Below are 24,655 nucleotides of genomic sequence, written 5' to 3'. Positions count from 1 at the left end.
CCTCTCTAACTTACCCGGGCCGTTCCTCGCTGTCAACCTCGTGTTCGAGGTGATCAACTTGGTACGGTCCGATCCACGCTGACGCACGCCGTAGATGGCGGTCGTTGCTGTCGTGGGTTCCGGCGGACCGGCCGATCGCCGCTCTCGCGGCCACCCGCCCGGCTCCCTGCCGGCTTTCGAACTCTACCCGGTCGGCTTCGCGATCGCAACCCCGTGTTTCCCGGAGTCACTCGCACCGCCCGATCCTCAGTCTGGCTCGGCGTCACCGCCACCAGCCTGGCGCCCGTTCTCGGCCGGTTTGTCCGGCCTCCCGCGTGCAGAGAGAAAGTTACGCGGACGGCTCCGAGAAGGCAAATCAATGATCGTCATTGCCGGCGCGGAGCGTCCGCGCGGGACTCCGCCGGCGGAAGCGGGGATCGGACCGGACCACCGCGGGCTCATCCATGCCAGAGTGTCTGGCATGGATGACGTGTCCCGGTTGCCGGCGGCGACGCTCGCCGAGGAGGCCCTGCTCGGGCTCCTGCTGCCGTTCTGGCAGCTGGTCATCGGCGCCTTCGTGCTCGTCGTCGTCGTGGCGTCGGTGGGACGGCTCGTCCGGCGCGGCCCCTCGCGGATGACCACGGCCCTGCTCGTCACCGCGGCGGCGATCGCCGGCTTCACCGTGGTCGGCGTGCTCCTGGAGAGCTGAGCGGGGGTCGGCGTGCTCCTGGAGAGCTGAGCGGGCTCAGAGCCGCCGGTTGGCGAGGCTCGGCACCTCGACGCGGATCGTCCGCAGCCGGTCCATGTCCAGGTCGGTGACGGCGAGACCCGGGCCGTCGGCCACCTGGCTGAGCACGGTCCCCCACGGATCCACCACCATGCTGCGCCCGAAGCAGGTCCGGCCCGGCTCATGGTCGCCGGTCTGGCCGGCGGCCGCCACATAGCACTGGTTCTCGATCGCCCGGGCCCGGAGCAGCACCTCCCAGTGGTCGCGCCCGGTGTGCATCATGAACGCCGCCGGCACCACCAGGAGCTCCGCGTCGCCGTCGGCGGCCAGTTGGCGGTAGAGCTCGGGGAACCGGAGGTCGTAGCAGATCGACAGGCCGACCCGGAGCCCCTCGACGTCGACCACCACGGGCTTCTCACCCGGCGCCACCGTGGCCGACTCCTGGTAGGAGACGCGGCCGGGGATCTCGACGTCGTACAGGTGGATCTTTCGGTAGCTGGCGGCGAGCGCGCCGTCGCGGTCGAAGACCAGTGAGGTGTTCCAGGTGTGCTCGGGGTCCGGCCCGGCTTCGTGGAACGAGCCGGCGATCACCCACATGCCGAGCCGGCGGGCGGCGTCGGCGAAGAACCGCCCCACCACGCCGTCGACCGGTTCGGCGGGGGGCATGCCGGCGGCGGGGCCGAGGTAGTCGACGTACTCCGGAAGGACGGCGAGATCCGCGCCGGCCGCCGCGGCCCTGGTCAGCAGGGCCTCGGCGGCGGCGAGGTTCGCGGTCCGGTCGTCACGGGCGTTGAGCTGACAGACGGCGACGCGCATGACGCTCAGCGTACGGGCGGGCGGCGGGCGGCGACAGGGCTCAGACGCTCGCCAGCACGAGCGCGCCGGCGGCGAAACCGAGCCCGGCCAGTTGCACCGGACGGAGCCGTTCCCGGTCGACCGCGAGCGCGAGCAGCACGGTGCTCGCCGGGTAGAGGGCGGCGATGGCAGCCACCACGCTGAGGTGCCCCCGGCCGGCGGCGGCCAGGAAGAGCGCGTTGGCCGCCGAGTCCAGCAGGCCGGCCGCGGCCGCCCAGCGGAGCACCCGCGGTGCGAGCCGCAGGCGTACACCGGTGCGCACGGCGAGCGCGAGACCGAAGGCGATCGAGCTGACCCGTACCGCGGCCACGGGCCACATGCCGGCGCCCTCGTCGGCCTGGCCGAGCAGCGCGAAGAAGATCCCGAAGAGCAGCCCGGCGCCGAGCGCCATGCCGATCAGCCGGCCGGACGCCCTTCCCCTGGCACCGCCCTCCCCCAGGCTGACCAGCGCGATGGCCACCACGGCGAGCCCGGCGCCGGCGAGCGCGAGGGCGCCCGGGGAGTGGGCGGTGACCAGCCCGGCGACGATCGGGACGACCGCGGCGGTGATCGCGGTGACCGGTGCGACGACCGCCATCATGCCGCCGGCCAGGGCCTTGTAGAGCAGCATCACGCCGGCCGCGCCGGCCACCCCGGCGAGCAGCCCCCAGGCCAGGTCGAGCGGGCTCGGCGTGCCGGGCACGATCAGCACGAGGGCGAGCAGCAGCGGGACGCTGAGCAGTTGCGACACCACGGTCACCGCGATCGGGTCGGCGTGGCGGGACGCCTTGCCGCCGGAGAAGTCGGCCGTGCCGAACGCGACCGCGGAGACCGCGGCGAGCACAATGGGGAACATCAGGCAGTCGTACCACAATATTGACCGCGAAGGATAGTGTGATGACCGACGCCGGAGGGCGGGTGGGCGCGGTGACCTCCGCGGTGGCCCGACAGGTACGCGAGCTGCGGGCCGCCCGCGGCTGGTCCTTCGAGGAACTGGCCGGCCGCTCCGGGGTGAGCAAGGGCATGCTCGTGCAGATCGAGGGGGCGCGGACCAACCCGAGCGTGGGCACCCTCTGCCGGGTCGCCGACGCGTTCGGCGTCAACATCGCCCGGCTGCTCGAACCGGCGGAGGAGAGCACCGTGCGGGTCTCCCGGGCCGGCGACGCGCCGGTGCTGTGGCGGGGCGAGCACGGCGGCACCGCGCGGCTGCTCAGCGGCCTCGGCGAGCCCGACCTGGTCGAGCTCTGGGACTGGCGGTTGCAGCCCGGCGAGGCGCACCACTCTCCCGACCACCCGCGCGGCACCCGGGAGGTGCTGCACGTGCTGGACGGGACCGTCACGGTCACCGTCGAGGGCGTCGACCACGAGGTACGCGCCGGCGAGACGGTGGAGTTCCACGCCGACCGCGAGCACGGCTACCGCGCCGCGGGCGACGAACCGGCGCGGCTGGTGATGGTGGCGGTCACCCCGTCGGGCGAGTGGGACCGGCGGACCCGGTCACGCGGACCGCGCCCGAGCTGACCCGGGCGCGGTCGCGGCGGCGGTCAGGCCGACTTCTCCTCGCGGTCCCGGCGGGCCCGCCGGCCGGTGAACTCGCGGGGCACGATGGTCGGGTTCACGTTCTCCAGGACGACCTCGCGGGTGATCAGCACCCGGGCGGCGTCGGGGTTGCTCGGCACCTCGTACATCACGGAGAGCAGGACCTCTTCCATGATCGCCCGCAGGCCGCGGGCGCCGGTGCCGCGGAGCATGGCCTGGTCGGCGATCGCCTCCAGCGCCGGCTGCTCGAACTCCAGCTCGACGCCGTCCAGCTCGAACAGGCGCTGGTACTGCCGGACCAGGGCGTTGCGCGGCTCGGTGAGGATGCGGACCAGCGCGCTGCGGTCGAGGCTGCGCACGTTGGTGATCACCGGGAGCCGGCCGATGAACTCGGGGATCAGCCCGAACTTGAGCATGTCCTCCGGCATGACCTGGCTGAAGATGTCGTCGGTCGACCGCTCGGAGACCGACCGGAGCCGGGCGCCGAAGCCGGTGCCGCCGGAGCCGGTGCGGGCCTCGATGATCTGGTCGAGGCCGGCGAAGGCACCACCGCAGATGAACAGCACGTTTGTGGTGTCGATCTGGATGAACTCCTGGTGCGGGTGCTTGCGCCCGCCCTGCGGCGGCACGTTGGCCACCGTGCCCTCGAGCATCTTCAGCAGCGCCTGCTGCACGCCCTCACCGGAGACGTCCCGGGTGATCGACGGGTTCTCCGACTTCCGGGCGATCTTGTCGACCTCGTCGATGTAGATGATCCCGGTCTCGGCGCGCTTGATGTCGTAGTCGGCGGCCTGGATCAGCTTGAGGAGGATGTTCTCCACGTCCTCTCCGACGTAGCCCGCCTCGGTGAGCGCGGTGGCGTCGGCGATCGCGAACGGGACGTTGAGCATCCGGGCCAGGGTCTGCGCCAGGTGGGTCTTGCCGCACCCGGTCGGGCCGAGCAGCAGGATGTTGGACTTGGCCAGCTCGACGCCGTCGCTGCCCGAACCCGGGGCGCCGGCGGCCTCGGCCTGGATCCGCTTGTAGTGGTTGTAGACCGCGACGGCGAGCGCCTTCTTGGCCTGCTCCTGACCGACGACGTAGTTGTCGAGGAACTGGCAGATCTCCATCGGCTTGGGAAGCTCTTCCCACTTCACCTCGCCGGACTCGGCCAGCTCCTCCTCGATGATCTCGTTGCAGAGATCGATGCACTCGTCGCAGATGTAGACCCCGGGGCCCGCAATGAGCTTCTTGACCTGCTTCTGCGACTTGCCACAGAAGGAGCACTTCAGTAGGTCGCCGCCGTCACCGATCCGTGCCACCTACGTTCTCCCTGCACTCGTCGGCCGGTACGCCGGCCCTGACCTGCGGGCGCCGCGCGCCCGTCCGTCCTGTCGTCCCACCTCGCCGGTCCGACCCAGCGAAGCGGCACAGACCCGACGTTACCCGCTGCCGGAGGTTTCTCCGACCCCCAAAACGGGTGTGTCAGAGGTCGGCCGGGAACGACGCCCCGACCGACCTCCGACCTCGCACTGCTCAGCTGGCGGCGTGAGACGCCAGCAGACCCTTCTTGCGGCTGGTCAGGATCGTGTCGACCAGCCCGTACTCCTTGGACTCCTCGGCCGTCATGATCTTGTCACGGTCGATGTCCTTGCGGACCTGCTCGATGGGGCGGTTGCAGTGCCGGGACAGCATGTCCTCGAGCTGCGTCCGCATCCGCAGGATCTCCCGGGCCTGGATCTCGATGTCCGAGCCCTGGCCGTAGCCGCCCTCGGTGGCCGGCTGGTGGATGATGATCCGGGAGTTGGGCAGCGCCATCCGCTTGCCCGGGGTGCCCGCCGAGAGCAGCACCGCCGCCGCGCTGGCCGCCTGGCCGAGGCAGACGGTCTGGATGTCCGGGCGGACGTACTGCATGGTGTCGTAGATCGCCGTCATGGCGGTGAACGAGCCACCCGGCGAGTTGATGTACATGATGATGTCGCGGTCCGGGTCGGTGCCCTCCAGCGTCAGCAGCTGGGCCATCACGTCGTTGGCGGACGCGTCGTCCACCTGGACGCCGAGGAAGATGATCCGGTCCTCGAACAGCTTGTTGTACGGGTTGGACTCCTTCATCCCGTACGACGTGCGCTCGACGAACGACGGCAGGACATAGCGGTTGTGCACGGCCGCGAACTGGGGCGGCAGGCTCAGGTCGGTCATCGTCAGCTCCTCAGCTCAGGGTCCCGGCGCCATCCGGAACCTGCGCGGCCCCGATGATCACCTTGTCGATGAAGCCGTAGTCCATGGCCTCCTGGGCGGTGAACCAGCGGTCCCGGTCCGAGTCCGCCTCGATCTGCGCCTGGCTCTGGCCGGTGTGGTGGGCGACCCGCTCCTGGAACATGCGCTTCGTGTAGAGCATCTGCTCGGCCTGGATCGCGATGTCCGACGCGGTGCCGCCGAGGCCACCGGAGGGCTGGTGCATCATGATCCGCGCGTGCGGCAGGGCGTAGCGCTTGCCCTTGGTGCCGGCGCAGAGCAGGAGCTGGCCCATCGACGCGGCCATGCCCATGGCCACCGTCGACACGTCGTTGTCGATGAACTGCATGGTGTCGTAGATCGCCATGCCGGAGTAGACCGAGCCACCCGGCGAGTTGATCCAGAGGTTGATGTCGCGGTCCGGGTCCTCCGCCGCGAGCAGCAGGAGCTGCGCGCAGATGCGGTTGGCGACCTGGTCGGTCACCTCGCTGCCCAGGAAGATGATCCGCTCCTTGAGCAACCGGTTGTAGACCGAGTCGTCGAGGTTGCCAATGGAGTCGCCACCGCGGGCCTCGATCGCCCGGAGCGACTTCTTGGGGATGTGCATGTCGGTCATGGCAGCCCTTCGCTCTCCGTACCGTCCTACCCGACACTAACCGCTCAGCCGGGGGCCGTACTCCCGGTCGGGGCACTGTTCGCTCTCAGCGCAGTCACCCTGAGGGCGTACCCGGAAAAGGGTTCGGCCGCCGCCCGGCGCACAGCGCGGGACGGCGGCCGACACCCGACGATCAGTGCTGGTGGTCGTGCTCGGCCTCGTTCTGGGCACGCAGCGCGTCGAGGGTGACCTCGTTGCCCGCCGAGTCCTTGATCTTGATCTTCTCCATCACCGAGGCCAGCGCCTTGCCCCGGCGGACGTCACCGAAGACGGCCTGGGCGGCGCCGGAGCGGACCAGCTGGTCGTAGTACTGCTGCGGGGCCATCCCGGCGCGCTGGGCGCGGTGGACGATCTCGTGGCCGAACTCGTCGTCGGAGACCTGGACGTCCTCGGCGTCGGCCAGGGTGTCCAGCAGGAGCTGGATCTTGACGCCGTCGGTGGCGGCCTCGGTCAGCTCGGTGTCGATCTGCTCCTCGGTCTTCTCCTCCGCGGCGAGGTATTCCTCCAGGGAGGCGCCGATGCGCTCGAGCTGGTCGACCATCGCGGCCTTGCGGCTCTCGACCTCCTCCTTGACGACACCCTCCGGCGCCGGCACCTCGGCGGCGGCGACCATCTGCTCGAGGGCCTTGTCCCGGGCGGCGTAGATCTGCTCGACCTGCTTGCCGCGGGTGACCCGCTCGCGCAGGTCGTTGCGCAGCTCCTCGATGGTGTCGAACTCGCTGGCCAGCTGGGCGAAGTCGTCGTTGAGCTCGGGCAGCTCCTTCTCCTTGACCGTGCGGACGGTCACCGCCACGTCGGCGTCCCGGCCCGCGTAGTCGCCGCCGACCAGCTGAGTGGAGAAGGTGGTGCTGTCGCCGGCGGCCAGGCCGACCAGCGCCTCGTCCAGGCCCGGCAGGAGCTGCTTGCTGCCGACCTCGTGCGAGATGTTGCTCGCCTGCCCGCCCGGCACGTCCTCGCCGTCGACGGTGGCGTTCAGGTCGATCTGGACGTAGTCGCCCTCCTGGGCGGCCCGCTCGACGGTCTTCAGCGTGGCGAACCGCTCGCGCAGGCTGTTGACCTGCTCGTCGATCTCGCTGTCGGCGATCTGGATCTCGTCGACGGTCACCTCGATGGTGGCCGGGTCCGGCAGGGTGATCTCCGGGCGGACGTCCACCTCGGCGGTGAAGTTGAGCGAGTCACCGTCGTTGAACTCGGTGATCTCGACCTCCGGGCGGCCGAGCGTCTTCAGGTCGTGCTCGCGGACCGCGGCCAGGATGTTCTGCGGGATGGCCTCCTGCACCGCCTCGTTGAGGACGGTGCCCCGGCCCACCCGCTGGTCGATCACTGCGGCGGGAACCTTGCCCCGGCGGAAGCCGGGAACCTGGACCTGCTGGCCGATCTCCCGGTACGCCTTCCTGAGGCTCGGCTCGAGCTCGACGAACGGCACCTCGATGGCGAGCCGCACGCGCGTCGGGCTCAGAGTCTCGACGGTGCTCTTCACAGGCGTACTCCTTGACGGATCTCAGTTGAGTCTGGGCGTGATTGCGCGCATCGAGTGTAGGCGAGCCGGCCTGCGGCATCGGCAGCGCCCGGGTACCGCGCGGAAAAAATCGGCGGTTCCCGGGCGACCCGGCGCGAACGACAGTCGGGGTGGCGGGATTTGAACCCACGGCCCCTCGCTCCCAAAGCGAGTGCGCTACCAAGCTGCGCCACACCCCGTGGCGACGAGAAGTGTATGCCGTCCGGGCCCGCCGGACGGGCACCGGGGCGCGCGCCGCGCCTCGCCCCGGGCCGTCCGCGCCCGGCCGGCGCGGCGTGCCGCCCGGCGCCACCTCGGCGAAGTGGCGGTATCCGGGGCGCTCGGAAGGCGCGACCTCGGCGAGGTGGTGTCGATCTCGGGGAGGCGAACGGGTCGGTGCGGCGCGCGGTACGCGGCTGCGCGTCCGGTTCCGGGATTCGGTAGGCTGTCGGGCGCGTGCCGCGAGAGCGGGGCGCACGCGGGCGTAGCTCAATGGCAGAGCTTCAGTCTTCCAAACTGACGGTGCGGGTTCGATTCCCGTCGCCCGCTCCACCAGACGAAGGCCCAGGCAGACCGCATGATCGCGGCACCTGGGCCGCTCTCATTTCCCCGGGCAGGTCCTACGGTGCGGGCAGCGGCCAGGGGCCCACCCGGTGACGGATCCGGGCACCCACGCGGGCCAGCCGTCGTCGACGGCCGGTCGGCACGCGCCTTCCCCGCCCAGGCGGACAGCGGCAAACGAGGGCAGGTCGGGCTTTCCCGGACCGCTGCCGGAACCTCGCTCGGGGGTAGCGCGCCGGAGATCTCCGGGCGGCGGGGAATGCGTACGATGCGGGGCCGGACATCCCCTCGTCGGGTGGAGGTAGCGACGGATGTCAGGCCAGCGGGACGGTTTCGCCCTCGGCGTGGACCTCGGCACCTCGAACACCGTGGCCGTGCTGCGCTGGCCGGACGGGCGTACGCGGCCGTTGCTGGTGGACGGCGAGCCGATCCTGCCGTCCGGTGTGTACGCCGACACCGAGGGGCGCCTGCACGTCGGGCGGGACGCGTTGCGGCTGGCCCACGCCGATCCCGACCGCTACGAGCCGAACCCGAAGCGCCGCGTCGACGAGCCGGAGGTGACGCTCGGCGACCGCCGGAGCACCCCGGCCGAACTGCTCGGCGCGGTGCTGCGCGCGGTCGGCGAGGCCGCGGTGAACGCGCTCGGTTTCCTGCCGCCCGCGGTGGTCACCTGCCCGGCCACCTGGGACGCCGACCGGCGGCAGGTGCTCGCCGAGGCGCTCGCCCTGGCCGGCTGGCCGTCGGCGGCCGAGCACACCCTCTCCGGCCCGATCCCGCCCGGCACCCGGCTGCTGCGCGAGCCGGTCGCGGCGGCCCGCTACTACACCGAGGTGCTGCGCCGGCCGGTGCCGGTCGGCGAGTCGGTGGCGGTCTTCGACTTCGGCGGCGGGACCCTGGACGTCGCCGTGGTCCGCAACGAGGGCGCGGACCCGTGGGGCGACTCCGGCTTCACGGTGATCTCCTGCGGTGGCCTCGACGACCTGGGCGGATTGGACCTCGACGCCGCCCTGCTCGCGCTGGTCGGTACGCGGATCGCCGCCACCCACCCGGCGCAGTGGGCGCGGCTGAGCGAGCCGGCCGACACCACCCAGTGGCGGGAGCGGCTCCAGTTCGTCGAGCACGTCCGGGGCGCGAAGGAGATGCTGTCCCGCACCACGGCGGCGCCGGTGGCGGTGCCGGGGGTGCCGGCCGCGGTGTCGCTGACGCGGGCGGAGCTGGAGGGGGTGGCCGGCCCGCTGCTACGGCGGGCGGTCGCCGAGACCCGGCGGGTGATCGCCGCGGCCGGGCTGACCCCGGAGCGACTCGCCGGGCTGTTCCTGGTGGGCGGCTCGTCCCGGATCCCGCTGGTGGCGCGGCTGCTCCACGGCGAGCTGGGGATCGCACCCACCGTGCTGGAGCAGCCCGAGCTGCCGGTCGCCGAGGGCGCGCTGACCGACCTGCCGCTGCGCCGCAACCGGCCGGCCGCACCGCCGCTGCCGCTGGCCCCGGTCGGCGCCGCCCCCGCGGGCCCGACGGCCGCCGCGTCACCGGGCGCCGGCCCAGCCGGCACGCTGCTCGACCCCGGTTCCGCCGGCACGCTGCCCGCCGGAATGCCGCCCGCCGCCGACCAGCGGACACCCGTCCCCCCGGCCGCCGCGCCGGACGGCACCACCGTCGCCGCCGGGCCGCCGCAGCCGGCCCCGCAGGGCGCGGCGCTCGCCGGCCCGCACGGCACGCGGGTCGCCCCCGGACCACAGGGCACGCCGCTCGCCGCCGCCCCGCACGGCACCGCCGTGGCCCCGCTCTCACCCGCCCCGGGTACGCCCGCACCCGCGCTGCCTCCGCACGGCTCGCCGGTGGCCGGCGCGCCTCCGCGGGCCCCCGGAATCCCGCACCAGCCGGGCGCATGGCCGGGCTGGCCCGGCGTACCCGGGAACGGGACGCCCGGGTCGCCGGCCGCGCCGAGCGGCGGTGGCCGGCGCCGACGGGCGCTGTGGATCTCGGTCGGCGCGGTGGCGGCCGTCGCCGGGGTGGCCACCGCGACCGTCCTCTACCTGACCCGGGACCGCCACCCGGAGCTGGACTTCGAGGCGTTCGGCAAGGGCACGCGGGTCGCGGCGGGCAGTGAGCGACCGGTGGAGATGTTCACGGCGGTCGCGGGCAACCGGGCCTACCTGGCCTATCCGCGCGAGGACGACCGGCTGGCGGTGGTGGCCGTCGAGGCGAACACCGGCAGGGTGCTGTGGCGCAAGGAGAGCGCCACGACGGCCGACCAGTGGGCCGGCGTGGTCGCGTTGCCCGGCGCGGTGGCGCTGCTCGCGGACGCCGCGGGCAGCAGCACCCCGCGCCAGCTGGAGGTGCTCGACGGCGGATCCGGCAAGCCGCGCTGGCAGCACACCGTGCACGGGGACGACGAGCTGTTCGTCGGCAGGGACGTGGTGGCGGTCACCGACCACGAGCGGAAGCGGCTGGTCGGACTCAAGCTGAGCAACGGCGACGAGAAGTGGTCGCTGGCCGACCTGACCGACGAGTACGGCGGCACGCGCGACAGCGTGCACCCGGTGACCACCGACGAGGCGGTGTCCGGCCCCGGGTACGGCAACGGTTCGCCCCGCGACCCGGAGCAGGGCCCGGTCGAGCGGCTCGTGCAGGTGAGCGCGGACAGGTCGGTCCGGCTCATCGACCTCGGCTCCGGCGGGGTGGTCCGCGGCTGGAAGGCGGTGGCGGAGCCGGACGACCTGGTCGCCGCCCACGAGGACCGGCTCTACGTGGCGGGCGACGACGGCCGGCTGCTCGCCTACGACCTGGGGAAGCAGGCACAGCCGAGCGTGCTCTACACCGCGGAGGACGACGACCGGCAGGCGAAGGCGCTCGCGCCGTGCGGGGAGCACCGGGCGTGCCTGCTGGAGGTGACCAACTCCGACGACAAGACCGCCGCCGTGGTGGCGGCCACGGAGGGTCAGGGCGTGAAGCGGTGGGCGGCGCCGGGGATGACCCAACTGGTGCCGGTCGGTGAGCGGGTGCTGGCCCGGCGGCTCTACCCCGAGCCGGCGGCGACGCTCTTCGCGCCGGACGGGACGAAGGTGCTCGACGACGAGGACGGGGTGGCCGTCCGGGTCGACGCCGGCAACCTGCTGCTCTTCGCCGACCCGCTGGGTAGCGGGGTGGACGACCGCAGCGTCGCCGGGGTGGGCGCCGGGTCGGGCAAGGTGGCCCAGCTCGGCGAGCTGAGGGACGTCCGGGGCGACTCCTGCTCGTGGAACACCGAGGTCATCGCCTGCGGCTCCGAGAAGGACTTCGTGCTCCACCGCTTCGTCAAGGAGTAGCGCCGAGGTCGCGGAAGACGGCCAGCGCCGCCGCGTCCTCGATGGTCGGCGGCACGGGCTCGTCCCGCCCCTCGACCAGCCCGCGCATCGTCCGGCGGAGGATCTTGCCGGAGCGGGTCTTGGGCAGCGCCGGCACCACGGTCACCCGGCGGAACGCGGCCACCGGCCCGATCCGCTGCCGGACCAGGCCGACCAGCTCGCCGGCGAGCGCGTCCGGGTCCACCTCGGCGCCGGCCCTGAGCACCACGTACCCGCTGGGCACCTGCCCCTTGAGCGGGTCGGCCAGGCCGATCACCGCGCACTCGGCGACCGCCGGATGCGTCGCCAGCACCTCCTCCATGGCGCCGGTGGAGAGGCGGTGCCCGGCCACGTTGATCACGTCGTCGGTGCGGCCCATCACGTAGAGGTAGCCGTCGTCGTCGAACCGGCCGCCGTCGCCCGTCAGGTAGTAGCCGGGGAAGGCGGCCAGGTAGGAGCGGACGTAGCGCTCGTCGTCGCCCCAGAGGGTGGGCAGGCAGCCGGGCGGCAGGGGCAGCCGGATCACGATCGAGCCGTCGGTGCCCGGCGGCACCTCCCGGCCGTCGCCGTCGACCACCCGGACGTCGTAGCCGGGGACGGGCACCGACGGGGAGCCGGGCTTGATCGGCAGCGGCTCCAGGCCCCGCGGGTTGGCCGCCACCGGCCAGCCGGTCTCGGTCTGCCACCAGTTGTCCACCACCGGTACGCCGAGCCGCTCCCCCGCCCACGCCCAGGTGTCCGGGTCGAGCCGCTCACCGGCCAGGAAGAGGGTGCGCAGGCTGCTCAGGTCGTATCCGGCCAGGAGCTCGCCGTCCGGGTCCTGCCGGCGGATCGCCCGGATCGCCGTGGGGGCGGTGAACAGGGCGGCCACCCGGTGCTGGGCGACCACCCGCCAGAACGCCCCGGCGTCCGGGGTGCCGACCGGCTTGCCCTCGTAGAGCACGGTGGTCGCGCCGGTGAGCAGTGGCGCGTACACGATGTAGGAGTGGCCGACCACCCAGCCCACGTCCGAGGCGGCCCAGAAGACGTCGCCCGGCTCGATGCCGTAGACGTTGCGCATCGACCAGCGCAGCGCCACGGCGTGCCCGCCGTTGTCCCGGACCACGCCCTTGGGCCGGCCGGTGGTTCCGGAGGTGTAGAGGATGTAGAGCGGGTCGGTGGCGGCGACCGGCACGCACTCCACCGGCTCGGCGTCGGCCATCACCTCGTCCCAGGTCAGGTCGCGACCGGCGAGCAGCGGAGCGGGCTCCTGGGGGCGCTGCACGATCACGCAGTGCGCCGGGGCGTAGGCCGCCTCGTCCAGCGCGGCGGCGAGGATCGGGTGATAGGGCACCACCCGGTCCGCCTCGATGCCGCACGAGGTGGCGACGATCACGGTCGGCCGCGCGTCGTCGATGCGGACGGCCAGCTCGTGGGCCGCGAAGCCGCCGAAGACCACCGAGTGCACCGCGCCGATCCGGGCGCAGGCCAGCATGGCGATCACCGCCTCCGGCACCATGGCCAGGTAGAGCAGCACCCGGTCGCCCCGGCCGACGCCGAGCCGACGCAGCGCACCGGCGAACCGGGCGGTCTCGGCGAGCAGCTCGGCGTAGCTGAGGGTGCGGAGCGTGCCGGTGACCGGGCTGTCGTGGATCAGCGCGGGCTGGTCGCCCCGGCCGGCGGCCACGTGCCGGTCGAGCGCGTTGTGGCAGGTGTTCAGCACGCCGTCGGGAAACCAGCGGTACAGCGGCGCGCCGCTGTCGTCGAGGATCCGCTCCGACGCCCGGTGCCAGTCGAGGTCCGCCGCCGCCTCCCGCCAGAAGCCGGCCGGGTCGGCGATGCTCCGCTCGTACGCTGATCGATACGCGCCCATCCCGTCATGCTGACCGCGGGCCCGGGCCGGCGCAACGGCCCACCGGGTCGGGTGCGCCGGAAGAGCGCCCCGGCTCGGTGAACGGCCCGGCTCCGCCGGTGGAGGTCACCGTTTCCGCCCGACCCTCCAGGGGTACGGCTGGCACATGGAGACGAACACGAAGGCGTACCTGGTGGGCGGTCCCCGGGACGGCAGCAGCCAGGACGCGGGTGACCAGGCCCTGTTGGAGATCGAGATCGACGGCATGATCCACCGCTACATCCGGACCACGAAGCAGCACGACGGCGGCACCGTCTACAACTACGACGGCATGGTGGCCCCGGGCGGCGGCGAGCCGGGCGTCGAGGACCCGGCGGCACGGGTCGCCTCCCCGAAGGCCGACGCCGAGGGGCAGTGACCGCTCAGCCGACCGGGCGACGGATGATCCGGGCCCGGCCGGGTAATGCGAGCGCCGTCCTGGTGGAGTGACGACCGGCGTCGCGGCGTTCCGCGACCGGGCGCGCGGGCGGGCGGCGGGAAGCCGCCGCGCCCGCGGCCACGGTTCAGTTGCCGGTCACCCAGTTCCAGGCGGAGACCACCCACTCGGTCTGCTGGAGGTAGGCCACCCCCACGCCGACGAGGAACAGCGCGGTCACCAGGTGGGCACCGCGGGCGCTGCGCCGCACCCGGCCGAGCTGCCGCTCCAGGACCAGCCGGCCGACCAGCCGCGCCAGCGCGAACAGGCCGACGGCGGTGAGCAGGCTGAGCACGAAGGTGAGCAGCGGGGCGCCCAGGTCGCCCCGGCCGGAGATCGCCCAGATGCCCCAGCAGACGAAGGCGAACAGGGCGCCGGCCGCGCTCCACTCCCCGCCCCGGCGGAGCTGGGCGAGGTGCCAGCCCATCGGCCGTCGGGGGGCCGACTCGGCGGTCCAGTCGCTCGGGTCGACGGCGGGGAACTGCTCGGTCCGGGGCGTACGCGGCTGGCCGACGGCGGCCACCCCGCGCCGGAACGCGTCCCGCTGCGGGGGCACCACGCCGGGCTGCGGCGGCACCTCGACCGTCCGCTCCGCCCACGGCTGTGTCTGGTCCGCCATCTCGTGCCCTCCCCCTCGACCGACGCCGGCCACGGTTCCGAGGGTAGCGAGCCGGCAAATAGGGTGCCGACCCCGAAGGTGATGGGTTAGACACACCGGATGACTGACGCGCTGGTGCCCCGGGCCGAGGACTTCGACGAGATCTCCGCGTTGCTGTCGCTGGCCTTCCACGGCGGCTTCGACCCGGAACTCCTGGAGATCGAGCGCGGGGTGTTCGAACCCGAGCGGTCGCTGCTGGTCCGTGACGGCGGCACCGCCGTCGCACACGCCGGCGCCTTCACCCGCGACCTGGCCGCGCCCGGGGCCAGCGTGCCGGCCGCGCACGTGACAATGGTGTCGGTGGCACCGACGCACCGGCGGCGGGGGCTGCTCACCGGGCTGATGCGCCGGCAGCTCCGCGAGGTCCGCGACGCCGGCCGGGAGCCGCTGGCGGTTCTCTGGGCCAGCGAGGGCCGGATCTATCCCCGGTTCGGCTACGGCCTGGCCGCGCAGCGGCTCCTCCTGGCCGGCGACACCATCGGGCTGCGCCTGCCGGACCCCACGCCCGCCGAGGGCACCCTCCGCCTGGACCGGCCGGCGCCGCACCGGGCCGAGCTGGCCCGGCTGTACGAGCGGGTGCGCGCCGACCGCCCCGGCTGGTCGCAGCGGAACGAGCGTTGGTGGGACTACGTGCTCGCCGACGCGAAGGGGCTGCGGGGCGGCGCCACCGAGCGCCGGGTGCTGCTGCACGAGGGGCCGGACGGCCTCGACGGGTACGCGCTCTACCGGACGAAGGAGGAGTGGGCCGGCACCGTGCCGCGGGCCGAGGTCCAGGTGGGCGAGGTGGTGGCCGCCCGGCCGGAGGCGTACCTGGCGCTGTGGCGGCTGCTGCTCTCGATCGACCTGACCCGCCGGGTGTCCTTCCCGATCGCCGCCGTGGACGAGCCGCTCTTCCGGCTGGTGGACGAGCCACGGCAGCTCGGCGCCCGGCTCGCCGACGCCCTCTGGGTCCGCGTCGTCGACGTGCCGGCCGCGCTGGCCGCCCGCCGCTACGCCACCGACGTCGACGTGGTGGTCGAGGTCACCGACGACCTGCTGCCGGAGAACGGCGGCCGGTGGCGGCTGGTCGGCGGCCCGTCCGGCGCGGAGTGCGCGGCCACCTCGGCGCCGGCGGGGCTGGCCTGCGACGTCCGCGCCCTCGGCGAGCTCTACCTGGGCGGCGCCGGCCTGGCCGAGCTCGCGGCCGCCGGCCGGGTCCGGGAGCTGGTGCCGGGGACGGTGGCGGCCACGGGCGCCGCGTTCGGCTGGCACCGCGCCCCGGCTCCCATGGAGGTCTTCTGACTCCCCCACGCCCCACCGGGAACGGTACGGTCGGGTGATGGGTGATGCGGAGCGCCGGCGACGACGGCTGCGGCACCACGGCGACGGCGCGGCACCGGACCCCGAGGGCACGAGCGCCAGCACGGCCGGGGTGCACGACGGCGACGGCTCCAGGTCGCCGCGCGGCGTCCGACGCGCCGAGCCGGAGTCGCACGAGCGGGGCCGGCGCCCGGGGCCGCCCGCCGACGAGGGCGAGCGGGGGCTGCGCGGCCTGGTCGGCTCGGGCTCCTCGCAGGTGAGCGTGACGGCGGCGCTGCGGGCGCGGGACGCGGCCCGGCCGACCGACGAGGACCTGGCCGAGGCCGAGGCCCGGGTGGTGATCGTGCGCCGCAACTGGGTGCCCCGGGAGGAACTGCCCCGCTCGGGGCGGTGACGGGCGCGACCCGGTGGCCGCGCCCGCCGCTGCCGGGTCAGGCGGGCAGGTCGGGAAGCTCCCGGCTCTGCTCGTAGTCGGCGACCTGGGCGATCCGGCGGGCGTGCCGCGGGTTGCCCGAGAACGGGGTGGTGAGGAACGCCTCGACGAGGGCGGTGGCCTCGTCCAGGGCGTGCTGCCGGGCGCCGATCGCGATGATGTTGGCGTCGTTGTGCTCGCGGGCCAGCTGGGCGGTGTCGGTGTTCCAGGCGAGCGCCGCCCGGACCCCGGCGACCTTGTTGGCGGCGATCTGCTCGCCGTTGCCGGAGCCGCCGATCACCACACCGAGGCTGCCCTGGTCGTCGACCACGCGCTGCCCGGTGTGCAGGCAGAACGCCGGGTAGTCGTCGTCCGGGTCGAAGACGTGCGGTCCGACGTCGACCACCTCGTATCCCTGCTTGGCCAGGTGGTTGGCGAGGTGCACCTTCAGCTCGAAACCGGCGTGGTCGGATCCCAGGTAGACGCGCATACCGCGCAGTCTGACAGGCCCGCCCCCGGGCCGGCGCGCGGGCGGCGGCACGGAGGCGGATTCGTCACACGCTCAGCGGGGAAGCTCGGCGACGACCAGGCCGGCCCGCGCCTTCGGGGTGAACCAGGTGCTCTTGCGCGGCATCTTCTCCCGGGCCAGGTTCACCGCGACGAAGTCGTCCACGGTCACCGGGGCGACGAGGACGGCCAGCTCGGCCCGGCCCGCGTCGACCTCGCCGGTGAGCCAGCTCGCCGGGTAGTCGCCGCCCACGTAGGTGATCCGCTTGTCGCCCGGGTCGAGGCCGAGCGCGTTGCGCAGCAGCAGCCGCTCGACCAGGGCGTGGTCGAGGTTCTCCAGCCGGCCGCCGCCGACCTGCGGCAGGCGCACCGCGTACCCCTGGCCGGCGAGGTGGAGGTGCACGGTGCCGCCGGCGGCCGGGACGTCGACCGGGCCGGCGCTCGGGGTGATCTCCGCGCCGGCGGCGCGGAGCCGGTCGAGCAGCTCGTCCGGGGTGGTGGTCAGCTCGCTGACCAGCCGGTTGTAAGGCTGGATGGCGACCGAGGCCGGCGTGGTGATCACCGACAGGAAGCGCGGGAAGCCGCCGGTCTGCGCGGCCAGGCTGCGGTGGTTGCCGTCGGCGACCACCAGCTCGCCGCCGCCGGCCAGGGCGGTCAGCTCGTCCTGCGCCGGGCCCGGGCCGAGCAGCCAGATGGCGTGCGTGCGGCCGGCCTGGTCCACGTCGGTCGCGGCGGGCGCGCCGGCCGACTCGGTGGCCGCCGCGAGCGCGGCGTGCAGCTCGTCGCCGCGCCCGGTCTGGAGCAGGAGTACGGGTGACAGCAGGTGACCCAGCGCCTCGGCCAGGGCGACCCGCTCCCGCACCTTGGCGATGAACACGTCCTCGTTGCGGATCACCAGGCCGGGCTCGTCGGCCCGGGTGGAGATCTGGTCGGTGTCGACCATGGCGAACAGCCCGTACGCGTTCTCCTCGCCCGGCGCGCTGATCCGGTAGAGGACCACGACCTGCTCGGCCGGGGTGTAGCTGCCGTCCGCCTTGGCCTCGGCGAGGCGGGCCACCGCGTCGGGGAGCGCGTCGAGGAAGGACTTCCCGAGGCTCTCCGGCGCCCGGTGGGGCATCTCGATGCCCAGGGCACTGTGCGGGTTCGCCTCGACGATGGCGGTGATCTCCGCGTCGTCGGCGAACTCGTCGTAGTTCTGCGCGCCGGTGCCGCCAGTGGTGATCCAGGCCCGGGCGATCGGATGCACGACCGTCATGCCCGCTGACGCTACCCGCGCCGTCCGGAGCGCCGGTGCCGGACCCGCGCGCCGTCCACCAGATGAAAGGCGGACCGGTCAGCCGGTGCGGTGGCGGCCGGGGGACGCGCTCCCACCCGCCGTCGGGGCGGCCGGGCGGGAGCCGCCGGACGCGGCGAGCCGTACCGTCGTCGTCGCGGCGGGCGCCGGACGGCCGGCCGCGGCGCTGGTGCGCACCGTGCCGGGGGCCCGGGCCGGCAGGCCCGCGTCGGCGGGCGGGGTCATCCGCGAGGTGGCCACCACCCGGGCGACGCCGACCACGATCGGCGGGGCCAGCAGGTCGGCCATCTCGGCCACCGGCCAGTCGCCCTCGGCCACCGACCAGTACGTCGCGCCGGAGTCCTCGGTCTCCGTCGCCGGCGCGTCGTCGGACAGGCGGCGGTGCTTACCCATGGGAACGCCTCCAGGAGCTGCCGGGCTGCGGCCCCGGGCGGGCCGCCGGCTGGGACACCCGGTGAAACGAGCCCCGCACCGGCCCGGTGACGGGGCGGCGCGGGGCTCGTCGGGCACCGCGGTCAGTCGAAGATCGGGCCCTGCTCCCGGGTGCGCTTCAGCTCGTAGAAGCCCGGCGTGCCGGCCACCAGCAGCACACCGTCCCACAGCCGGCCGGCCGCCTCGCCCTTCGGCGCCGGCGTGATGACCGGGCCGAAGAACGCCACCTGCCGACCGTCCGGCCCCGGGGCGTGGATCACCGGGGTGCCCACGTCGGTGCCGACCGGCCGCATGCCGGCCTCGTGGCTGGCCCGCAGCGCCTCGTCGTACTCCGTCGACTCGGCCGCGTCGGCGAACGCCGGGTCGAGGCCGACCTCGGTGAGCGCGCCGACCAGCATGTCCCGGCCCAGCTCCTCCTTGCCGAGGTGGATCCGGGTGCCCATCGCGGTGTAGAGCTTCGCCAGCGTCTCCCCGCCGTGCGCCTGCTCGACCGCGATGCAGACGCGCACCGGGCCCCAGCCCTTCTTCATCAGATCCTGGTACTGCTCCGGCAGGTCCCGGCCCTCGTTGAGCACCGAGAGGCTCATCACGTGGAACCGGATGTCCACGTCCCGGACCTGCTCGACCTCCAGCAGCCAGCGGGAGGTGATCCACGCCCACGGGCACAGCGGGTCGAACCACATGTCCACGGCGACACGTTCGGTCACGGTGTCATCCCTTCACGACTTCACGCGCCGGAGCTCCGGCGCCTTCCCCTCCGATCCTCACCCCACACCGCATCGACCGGTACCGGAATGAGAGCGTGACCTCGGCCACCGAAGGGTGACCGTGCATGGAAGACTCGGTTTCGGACCGGCCGTCACGAGCGGACCGGTGAGGCCGGTGCCGCGGGGCGCGGCGAGACGAGTGGGATGGAGACGAACAGTGCCGGGAGTGCGCAACCTGACCCAGGTCGAGGCCACCGAGCGGGCCCGCCTGCTCGACGTCACCGGGTACGACATCAAGCTTGACCTGTCGACCGCGGTACAGGCCGACGGCCACACCTTCCGGTCGGTGACCGAGGTCCGGTTCCGCTGCGCCGAGCCGGGAGCGAGCACCTTCATCGAGACGGCCGCAGAGTCGGTGCGGTCGGCGACGCTGAACGGCTCGCCGGTCGACCTCTCCGGCTGGTCGGCGGAGAAGGGCCTCACCCTGACCGGCCTGGCCGCCGAGAACGTCCTCGTGGTCGACGCCGACTTCGGCTACTCCAACAGCGGGCAGGGCCTGCACCGCACCGTCGACCCGGTGGACGGCGAGACCTACCTCTACAGCCAGTTCGAGACGGCGGACGCGCAGAAGGTCTTCGCCTGCTTCGACCAGCCCGACCTGAAGAGCGTCTACACCTGGCACGCCACCGTCCCCGAGCACTGGCGCGTGGTGTCCAACATGCCGGTGGAGCGGGAGGAGCCGGCCGGCGAGGCGCTCAAGACCGTCCACTTCGCCGAGTCGGCGCGGATGAGCACCTACATCACCGCCTTGTGCGCCGGCCCGTACCACGAGGTGCGGGACAGCCACGATGGCATCGACCTGGGTGTCTACTGCCGGGCCTCGATGGCGCAGTACCTGGACGCGGACGACCTGTTCCTCATCACCAAGCAGGGCTTCGACTTCTTCCACGAGCAGTTCCAGGTGCGCTACCCGCTGCCCAAGTACGACCAGCTCTGGGTGCCGGACTTCAACGCCGGCGCCATGGAGAACTTCGGCTGCGTCACGCACGCCGAGTCGCACTACATCTTCCGCTCGCAGGTCACCGACTTCGAGTACGAGCAGCGGGCCAACACGATCCTGCACGAGCTGGCGCACATGTGGTTCGGCGACCTGGTCACCATGCGCTGGTGGAACGACCTGTGGTTGAACGAGTCGTTCGCCGAGTGGGCCAGCCACTGGTGCAACACCCACGCCACCCGCTTCTCCGAGGCCTGGACGACCTTCCTGTCCATCCGGAAGAACTGGGGCTACCGGCAGGACCAGCTCTCCTCCACCCACCCGGTCTACTGCGAGATGCCGGACCTGGAGGCGGTCGAGGTCAACTTCGACGGCATCACCTACGCCAAGGGCGCCAGCGTGCTCAAGCAGCTCGTCGCGTACGTGGGTGAGGAGCCGTTCGTGGCCGGGCTGCGGGCCTACTTCGGCAAGCACGCCTGGGGCAACGCCACCTTCGACGACCTGCTCACCGAGCTGGAGGCGGCCTCCGGCCGGGAGCTGCGCAAGTTCGCCGCCCAGTGGCTGGAGACCGCCCAGGTCAACACGCTGCGGCCCGAGGTGACCACCGGCGCGGACGGGGCGTACGAGCGGGTGCTGGTCCGGCAGGAGGCGCCGGCCGGGCACCCGACCCTGCGGACCCACCGGATCGGGGTGGGCCTCTACGACCTGACCGACGGGCGGCTGGTCCGCCGGGAGCGGGTCGAGGTGGACGTGACCGGCGAGCTGACCGAGCTGTCCGTGCTGCACGGCAAGCCCGCCGCCGACGTGCTGCTGCTCAACGACGACGACCTGACATACACCAAGCTGCGGCTGGACGAGCGGTCGATGGCGAACGTGGTGCAGCACATCGCCGGCTTCGACTCGTCGCTGGCCCGGGCGCTCTGCTGGACCGCCGCCTGGGACATGACCCGCGACGCCGAGCTGTCGGCCCGGGACTACGTGGCGCTGGTGCTGGCCGGGCTGCCGGCGGAGAGCGACATCAACCTGGTCACCGCGACCCTGCGCCAGGCGACCACCACGCTCACCTTCTACGCCGACCCGGCCTGGGCGCCCACCGGCTGGGCCGAGCTGGCCCGGACCGCGAGGACGGCGCTCGCCGCGGCCGAGCCGGGCAGCGGCTTCCAGCTCGCCTGGGCACGCGCGTACGCCTCCGCGGCCCGCTCCGGTGAGGACCTGGCCACGCTGCGGGGCTGGCTGGACGGCGCCGAGGTGCCGGCCGGGCTCACCGTGGACACCGAGCTGCGGTGGAGCGTCCTCCAGTCGCTGGTGGCCAACGGCGCGGCCGGGGCCGCCGAGGTGGAGGCCGAGCTGGCCGGCGACCGCACCGCCAGCGGCGAGCGGGAGGCCGCGTACGCGCACGCGCTGGTGCCGACCGCGGAGAACAAGGCGGCGGTGTGGGCGCAGCTCACCGGCCCGGAGGCGCTGCCGAACTGGCGCAACCGGGCGCTGCTGCAGGGCTTCACCCACCCGGCGCAGGTGGAGCTCACCGCGCCCTACCGGGAGAAGTACTTCGCCGCGGTGGCCCAGGTGTGGGCGCAGCGGGACAGCGAGCCGGCGCAGGAGTTCGTCCAGCTCGCCTACCCGGCGTACCTGGTCGAGGACGACACGGTGGCGGCCACCGACGCGTGGCTGGCCCAGGAGGGTCACCCGGCGTCGCTGCGCCGGCTGGTGGCCGAGGGCCGCGACGGCGTGGCCCGCGCCCTGAAGGCCCGCGCCCGCGACGCGCAGACCGCCTGATCGAGGAGTACGCGGCCGGGGCCGGTGTGGGTGGGAGCCCGCACCGGCCCCGGCCGTTATCGTGTGGAGAGGAGGTGGACGTGATGGCACACCCGACCTACGAGTGGCGCCCACCCGAGCGCGACTGGCGGGAGCAGGACCTGCTCGACCTGCCCGAGGACGGGAACCGCTACGAGATCATCGACGGGAGCCTGCACGTAACCCCTCCGGCCGGGCCCGACCATCACGAGCTGGCGGACGACATCCGCATGGCTCTGCGCCAGGCAGCGCCCGACGGATGGCGGGTGATCCGGGAGATCGGCGTTCGAGTGCCGGGCGGAAACCTGATCCCGGACGTCACAGTGCTCAAGCCCGGTGCCCCCCGGGACCGGATGTGGGCGCAACCGACGGATGTCGCACTGGTGATCGAGGTCGAGTCGCCGAACAGCCGCCGGCACGACCGCTTCACCAAGCCAGCCCTCTACGCCGAGGCCGCCATCCCGGCATACTGGCGGATCGAGCGGGGTGACTTCGGGCCGGTGGTGTACCGCTACGAGCTGACCAAGGGCCTCCACTACGACCTGCTGGGCACCGTCGGCCCGGACGATCCCGTCGAGGTCACGGAGCCGTGGCCGATGCGGCTCGACCCGTCCACCTGGCCGCGCTGGACAGGACGAGAAAACCCGGCCCGCGTTGCGCGGGCCGGGCTTCGTCGTGAGTGGGTGGGCTCAGCCCTTGCCGGCGTGGCTGGCGAGCTGGTCGAGGCCCTGGATGATGCCGCCGGCCAGGTCGCCGCCGCCGAACGAGGCCACCATGGAGAGCGCGGCCAGCTTGGCGTACGTGTCCGGGATGCGCTTGCGCGCGTACTTGCCGGTGACGATCTCGAGCTGCCGCTGGTTGGGCGACACGGCGATCAGCACCGACTTGTCCGGCTCGGCGAGCTGCCGGTGCAGCCGCTCGGCGTGCTCACGGATCGGCTCGTCGAGGCCGCCCACGTAGACCGAGAAGACGAGGCCGGTGCCCTTGTCGGCCAACCGGAGCGCCTCGTCGATGCGGAGCAGCTGACGGGTCGAGAACGGCCCGTCCAGGACCTCGGGCGGGTTACCCGTCCCCGTCGCGGCCTGCTTCTCACCAACGGTCACTTGCGCCTCCGGTTCCACCGGCCGGCGCCTCCCGGCCGGCCTGCTCCTGCTTGCGGCTGGTCAGCGCCGGCGCCTGCGCGCCGGCGGCCAGTGCGGTGCCGGCCGAGTCGGCCAGCTGCTCCGGACGGCCCAGGAACCAGACCGGAGTGAAGTCGAAGGGCCGGCCCGGCCGGTAGCGCTTGGCGCCGCCACCACCGCCGCCGCGACTGCCGGCGGCCGCCAGTCCGGCGATCACCAGCACGGCGGCCGCCGGGATGCCGACGAAGACCAGCAACGTCTCGGTAACAGACAATCCCAACGCCCCCAGGCGGAAAGAGAGACCAGGAATGTTCCGGGTCGGGTGGACGGTCATGACGACGCGCGCCCGACCCCGCTTGTGCTGTTCACGTTAGCGGAGTCGACCGCCCGCCAGATTGCGGGGTGCTGATCCCACCCGCCACAGCCGTGCTCCAGTTGCGCGGCAGTGGCTATCAATGTCGCGTCGTCGCCGTACCGGCCGGTGAGCAGCACGCCGACCGGCATCCCGTCGCCTGTGCGGCCGACCGGCAGGGAAACGGACGGGTCGCCGGTGACGTTGAAGATGGCGCAGTACGGCGAAAACCGCCGCTGCCGGTCGAAATCCTCGGCCGGATCGAGGCTGGCGAACGCCCCCACCGACGCCTGCGGGGCGGCCAGGGTGGGGCAGAGCAACAGGTCGCAGCCGGCGGTACGGCGCACGCCGCGGCGTACCTGGGCCTGGAGTTCGCCCAGCGCGGCCATCAGCGGGCCGGCGCCGACGGCCGTGCCCCGGGCCCGGAGGAACCGGGTCAGCGGCAGCAGGTCGCTCTCCCGCTCCGGCGGGACCGGGGCGAGCGCGAGCACGTACCAGACGGTCTCGAAGAGCGGCCACGCCTCGGGGCCGAGCGGCGCGGGAACGTCGACCACCTCGTGGCCGGCCGCGGCGAGCAGCGCGGCGGCCCGGTCGACGGCGGCCACGCAGTCGGGGTGGACCGGCTCGTCGGCGAGCATCGGGGCGGTGAACCGGCCGATCCGCAGCCGGCCCGGGGCGGCCTCCCGGGCGGCGCCCAGGTAGCCGCCGGGGGGCGCGACGGGCGGCAGGTACGGCTCGCCGGGCACCGGCTGCGCCAGCACGTCGAGGAGCGCGGCCACGTCCGCCACGGTCCGGCCGAGCGGACCGCTGGTGGGCAGCCCGAACGCCCCGAAGCCGAGCGGGCCACCGGAGACCAGCCCCCGGCTCGGCTTGTAGCCGACCAGGCCGCAGAGCGCGGCCGGGATGCGCAGCGACCCGCCGCCGTCGGAACCCTGGGCCACCGGCACCAGCCCGCCGGCCACCGCGGCGGCCGCCCCGCCGCTGGACCCGCCCGCGGTGTACCCGAGGCCCCACGGGTTGCGGGCCGGCGGCGCGACGAGCCCCTCGGAGTAGAGCGAGCAGCCCAGCTCGGAGGTGGTGGTCTTGCCGAGGCTGACCAGCCCGGCGGCGGCCATGAACCGGACCACGTCGGCGTCGACCGGCGGCACGAAGTCGGCGAAGGCGGCCGAGCCGAAGGTGGTACGCACCCCGGCGGTGAGGGTCAGGTCCTTGATCGCGGTCGGCACCCCGTGCAGCGGACCGCGCCGGTCCGCCGGCGCCGCGTCGGCGGCGGCGGCCGCCGCCCGCGCGCGTTCGGGGGTGACCGTGACGAACGCGCCGAGGGTGTCGGCGAGCGCGTCCACCCGGTGCAGGTGGTGCTCGACCAACTCCACGCTGGACAGCTCACCCCGGCGGATCGCGGCGGCCTGCTCCAGCGCGGTCAGGTCGTGCGGCTCGGCCATGCCC

The 24,655-nt window shown here is 73.6% G+C and carries 22 protein-coding genes, 2 tRNA genes and 1 pseudogene; 9 read left to right on the top strand and 16 right to left on the bottom strand.

Annotated features, from left to right (window positions below; translation table 11 throughout):
• Window positions 1-460 precede the first annotated feature (460 nt).
• Complete coding sequence (locus tag ACW0Q9_RS09860; protein ID WP_456179816.1) at window positions 461-688, top strand: hypothetical protein; 228 nt, start codon at window positions 461-463, stop codon at window positions 686-688.
• A gap of 36 nt (window positions 689-724) precedes the next feature.
• On the opposite strand, the gene ACW0Q9_RS09855 is transcribed toward ACW0Q9_RS09860, so the two are convergent.
• Together ACW0Q9_RS09855 and ACW0Q9_RS09850 are read right to left on the bottom strand one after the other, a co-directional pair.
• Window positions 725-1,522, bottom strand: a complete 798-nt coding sequence (locus ACW0Q9_RS09855; RefSeq protein WP_456179814.1) for a carbon-nitrogen hydrolase family protein — start codon at window positions 1,520-1,522, stop codon at window positions 725-727.
• A 40-nt stretch (window positions 1,523-1,562) separates the two neighbouring features.
• On the bottom strand, window positions 1,563-2,396 hold the full coding sequence (locus tag ACW0Q9_RS09850) for an EamA family transporter (RefSeq protein WP_456179812.1): 834 nt from the start codon (window positions 2,394-2,396) through the stop codon (window positions 1,563-1,565).
• Between the two features lie 41 nt (window positions 2,397-2,437).
• Here ACW0Q9_RS09850 and ACW0Q9_RS09845 point away from each other — a divergent pair, with 41 nt between their 5' ends.
• Window positions 2,438-3,061, top strand: coding sequence for a helix-turn-helix domain-containing protein (locus ACW0Q9_RS09845; protein ID WP_456179810.1), 624 nt, complete (start codon window positions 2,438-2,440; stop codon window positions 3,059-3,061).
• 23 nt (window positions 3,062-3,084) lie between these two features.
• Here ACW0Q9_RS09845 and clpX read toward each other — a convergent pair whose 3' ends face one another.
• The 5 genes from clpX to ACW0Q9_RS09820 all read right to left on the bottom strand — a co-directional run bounded on the left by clpX (window position 3,085) and on the right by ACW0Q9_RS09820 (window position 7,646).
• A complete protein-coding gene (clpX, locus tag ACW0Q9_RS09840; RefSeq protein WP_091319119.1) occupies window positions 3,085-4,380 on the bottom strand; it encodes an ATP-dependent Clp protease ATP-binding subunit ClpX in 1,296 nt (431 codons plus the stop codon).
• A gap of 214 nt (window positions 4,381-4,594) precedes the next feature.
• Window positions 4,595-5,257: an ATP-dependent Clp protease proteolytic subunit gene (locus tag ACW0Q9_RS09835; RefSeq protein ID WP_091269636.1), complete on the bottom strand. Its 663-nt coding sequence runs from the start codon at window positions 5,255-5,257 to the stop codon at window positions 4,595-4,597.
• A 10-nt stretch (window positions 5,258-5,267) separates the two neighbouring features.
• Window positions 5,268-5,909 carry an ATP-dependent Clp protease proteolytic subunit gene (locus ACW0Q9_RS09830; protein ID WP_088960728.1) on the bottom strand — a complete coding sequence of 214 codons (642 nt, stop codon included), beginning with the start codon at window positions 5,907-5,909 and terminating at the stop codon, window positions 5,268-5,270.
• A gap of 172 nt (window positions 5,910-6,081) precedes the next feature.
• The gene (gene tig, locus ACW0Q9_RS09825; RefSeq protein WP_456179807.1) at window positions 6,082-7,428 is read right to left on the bottom strand and encodes a trigger factor; all 1,347 of its coding nucleotides are present in this window, start codon (window positions 7,426-7,428) and stop codon (window positions 6,082-6,084) included.
• 144 nt (window positions 7,429-7,572) lie between these two features.
• Window positions 7,573-7,646, bottom strand: a tRNA-Pro gene (locus ACW0Q9_RS09820).
• A 278-nt stretch (window positions 7,647-7,924) separates the two neighbouring features.
• On the opposite strand from ACW0Q9_RS09820, the gene ACW0Q9_RS09815 reads away from it, so the two are divergent.
• Window positions 7,925-7,998: transfer RNA gene (locus tag ACW0Q9_RS09815), tRNA-Gly, on the top strand.
• Window positions 7,999-8,318: 320 nt separating this feature from the next.
• Window positions 8,319-11,312 (top strand): Hsp70 family protein, encoded by a 2,994-nt coding sequence (locus ACW0Q9_RS09810; protein WP_456179805.1) that lies wholly within the window; start codon window positions 8,319-8,321, stop codon window positions 11,310-11,312.
• Here ACW0Q9_RS09810 and ACW0Q9_RS09805 read toward each other — a convergent pair.
• On the bottom strand, window positions 11,302-13,182 hold the full coding sequence (locus tag ACW0Q9_RS09805) for a propionyl-CoA synthetase (protein WP_456179803.1): 1,881 nt from the start codon (window positions 13,180-13,182) through the stop codon (window positions 11,302-11,304). The genes ACW0Q9_RS09810 and ACW0Q9_RS09805 overlap by 11 nt on opposite strands.
• A gap of 145 nt (window positions 13,183-13,327) precedes the next feature.
• Between ACW0Q9_RS09805 and ACW0Q9_RS09800 the strand changes: the two genes are divergently transcribed.
• Window positions 13,328-13,579 (top strand): hypothetical protein, encoded by a 252-nt coding sequence (locus tag ACW0Q9_RS09800; protein WP_151461771.1) that lies wholly within the window; start codon window positions 13,328-13,330, stop codon window positions 13,577-13,579.
• A gap of 145 nt (window positions 13,580-13,724) precedes the next feature.
• Here the strand turns inward: ACW0Q9_RS09800 and ACW0Q9_RS09795 are convergent, their stop codons facing one another.
• Window positions 13,725-14,255 carry a hypothetical protein gene (locus tag ACW0Q9_RS09795; RefSeq protein WP_456179801.1) on the bottom strand — a complete coding sequence of 177 codons (531 nt, stop codon included), beginning with the start codon at window positions 14,253-14,255 and terminating at the stop codon, window positions 13,725-13,727.
• Window positions 14,256-14,354: 99 nt separating this feature from the next.
• Between ACW0Q9_RS09795 and ACW0Q9_RS09790 the strand changes: the two genes are divergently transcribed.
• The gene (locus ACW0Q9_RS09790; RefSeq protein ID WP_456179799.1) at window positions 14,355-15,575 is read left to right on the top strand and encodes a GNAT family N-acetyltransferase; all 1,221 of its coding nucleotides are present in this window, start codon (window positions 14,355-14,357) and stop codon (window positions 15,573-15,575) included.
• A 37-nt stretch (window positions 15,576-15,612) separates the two neighbouring features.
• Window positions 15,613-15,987, top strand: coding sequence for a hypothetical protein (locus ACW0Q9_RS09785; RefSeq protein WP_456179797.1), 375 nt, complete (start codon window positions 15,613-15,615; stop codon window positions 15,985-15,987).
• Between the two features lie 37 nt (window positions 15,988-16,024).
• Here the strand turns inward: ACW0Q9_RS09785 and ACW0Q9_RS09780 are convergent, their stop codons facing one another.
• The 4 genes from ACW0Q9_RS09780 to ACW0Q9_RS09765 form a co-directional block, all read right to left on the bottom strand.
• A complete protein-coding gene (locus tag ACW0Q9_RS09780) occupies window positions 16,025-16,495 on the bottom strand; it encodes a ribose-5-phosphate isomerase (RefSeq protein WP_456179795.1) in 471 nt (156 codons plus the stop codon).
• A 72-nt stretch (window positions 16,496-16,567) separates the two neighbouring features.
• Window positions 16,568-17,767 carry a DUF1015 family protein gene (locus tag ACW0Q9_RS09775; RefSeq protein WP_456179793.1) on the bottom strand — a complete coding sequence of 400 codons (1,200 nt, stop codon included), beginning with the start codon at window positions 17,765-17,767 and terminating at the stop codon, window positions 16,568-16,570.
• Between the two features lie 78 nt (window positions 17,768-17,845).
• Window positions 17,846-18,199 (bottom strand): hypothetical protein, encoded by a 354-nt coding sequence (locus ACW0Q9_RS09770; protein WP_456179791.1) that lies wholly within the window; start codon window positions 18,197-18,199, stop codon window positions 17,846-17,848.
• Window positions 18,200-18,321: 122 nt separating this feature from the next.
• Complete coding sequence (locus tag ACW0Q9_RS09765; RefSeq protein ID WP_456179789.1) at window positions 18,322-18,945, bottom strand: mycothiol-dependent nitroreductase Rv2466c family protein; 624 nt, start codon at window positions 18,943-18,945, stop codon at window positions 18,322-18,324.
• A 226-nt stretch (window positions 18,946-19,171) separates the two neighbouring features.
• Here ACW0Q9_RS09765 and pepN point away from each other — a divergent pair, with 226 nt between their 5' ends.
• Together pepN and ACW0Q9_RS09755 are read left to right on the top strand one after the other, a co-directional pair.
• Entirely contained in the window at window positions 19,172-21,718 is a 2,547-nt protein-coding gene (pepN, locus tag ACW0Q9_RS09760) for an aminopeptidase N (protein WP_456179787.1), read from the top strand.
• Window positions 21,719-21,801: 83 nt separating this feature from the next.
• Window positions 21,802-22,311, top strand: a pseudogene (locus ACW0Q9_RS09755) (Uma2 family endonuclease); the annotation flags it as partial.
• 114 nt (window positions 22,312-22,425) lie between these two features.
• Here the strand turns inward: ACW0Q9_RS09755 and ACW0Q9_RS09750 are convergent.
• Genes ACW0Q9_RS09750 through ACW0Q9_RS09740 form a run of 3 tightly spaced genes read right to left on the bottom strand, consistent with a single transcriptional unit; the run spans window position 22,426 to window position 24,651 of the window.
• The gene (locus tag ACW0Q9_RS09750; RefSeq protein ID WP_456179785.1) at window positions 22,426-22,839 is read right to left on the bottom strand and encodes a DUF5130 family protein; all 414 of its coding nucleotides are present in this window, start codon (window positions 22,837-22,839) and stop codon (window positions 22,426-22,428) included.
• Window positions 22,826-23,137: an aa3-type cytochrome oxidase subunit CtaJ gene (gene ctaJ / locus ACW0Q9_RS09745; protein WP_456179783.1), complete on the bottom strand. Its 312-nt coding sequence runs from the start codon at window positions 23,135-23,137 to the stop codon at window positions 22,826-22,828. Before ctaJ ends, ACW0Q9_RS09750 begins: the two co-directional genes overlap by 14 nt.
• A gap of 50 nt (window positions 23,138-23,187) precedes the next feature.
• Window positions 23,188-24,651, bottom strand: a complete 1,464-nt coding sequence (locus tag ACW0Q9_RS09740; RefSeq protein WP_456179781.1) for an amidase — start codon at window positions 24,649-24,651, stop codon at window positions 23,188-23,190.
• Between the last annotated feature and the right edge of the window lie 4 nt (window positions 24,652-24,655).

It is taken from the genome of Micromonospora sp. I033 (assembly GCF_053890995.1).
Note: the sequence above shows the minus strand (reverse complement) of the source record. Positions and strands in the feature narration are given on the sequence as shown.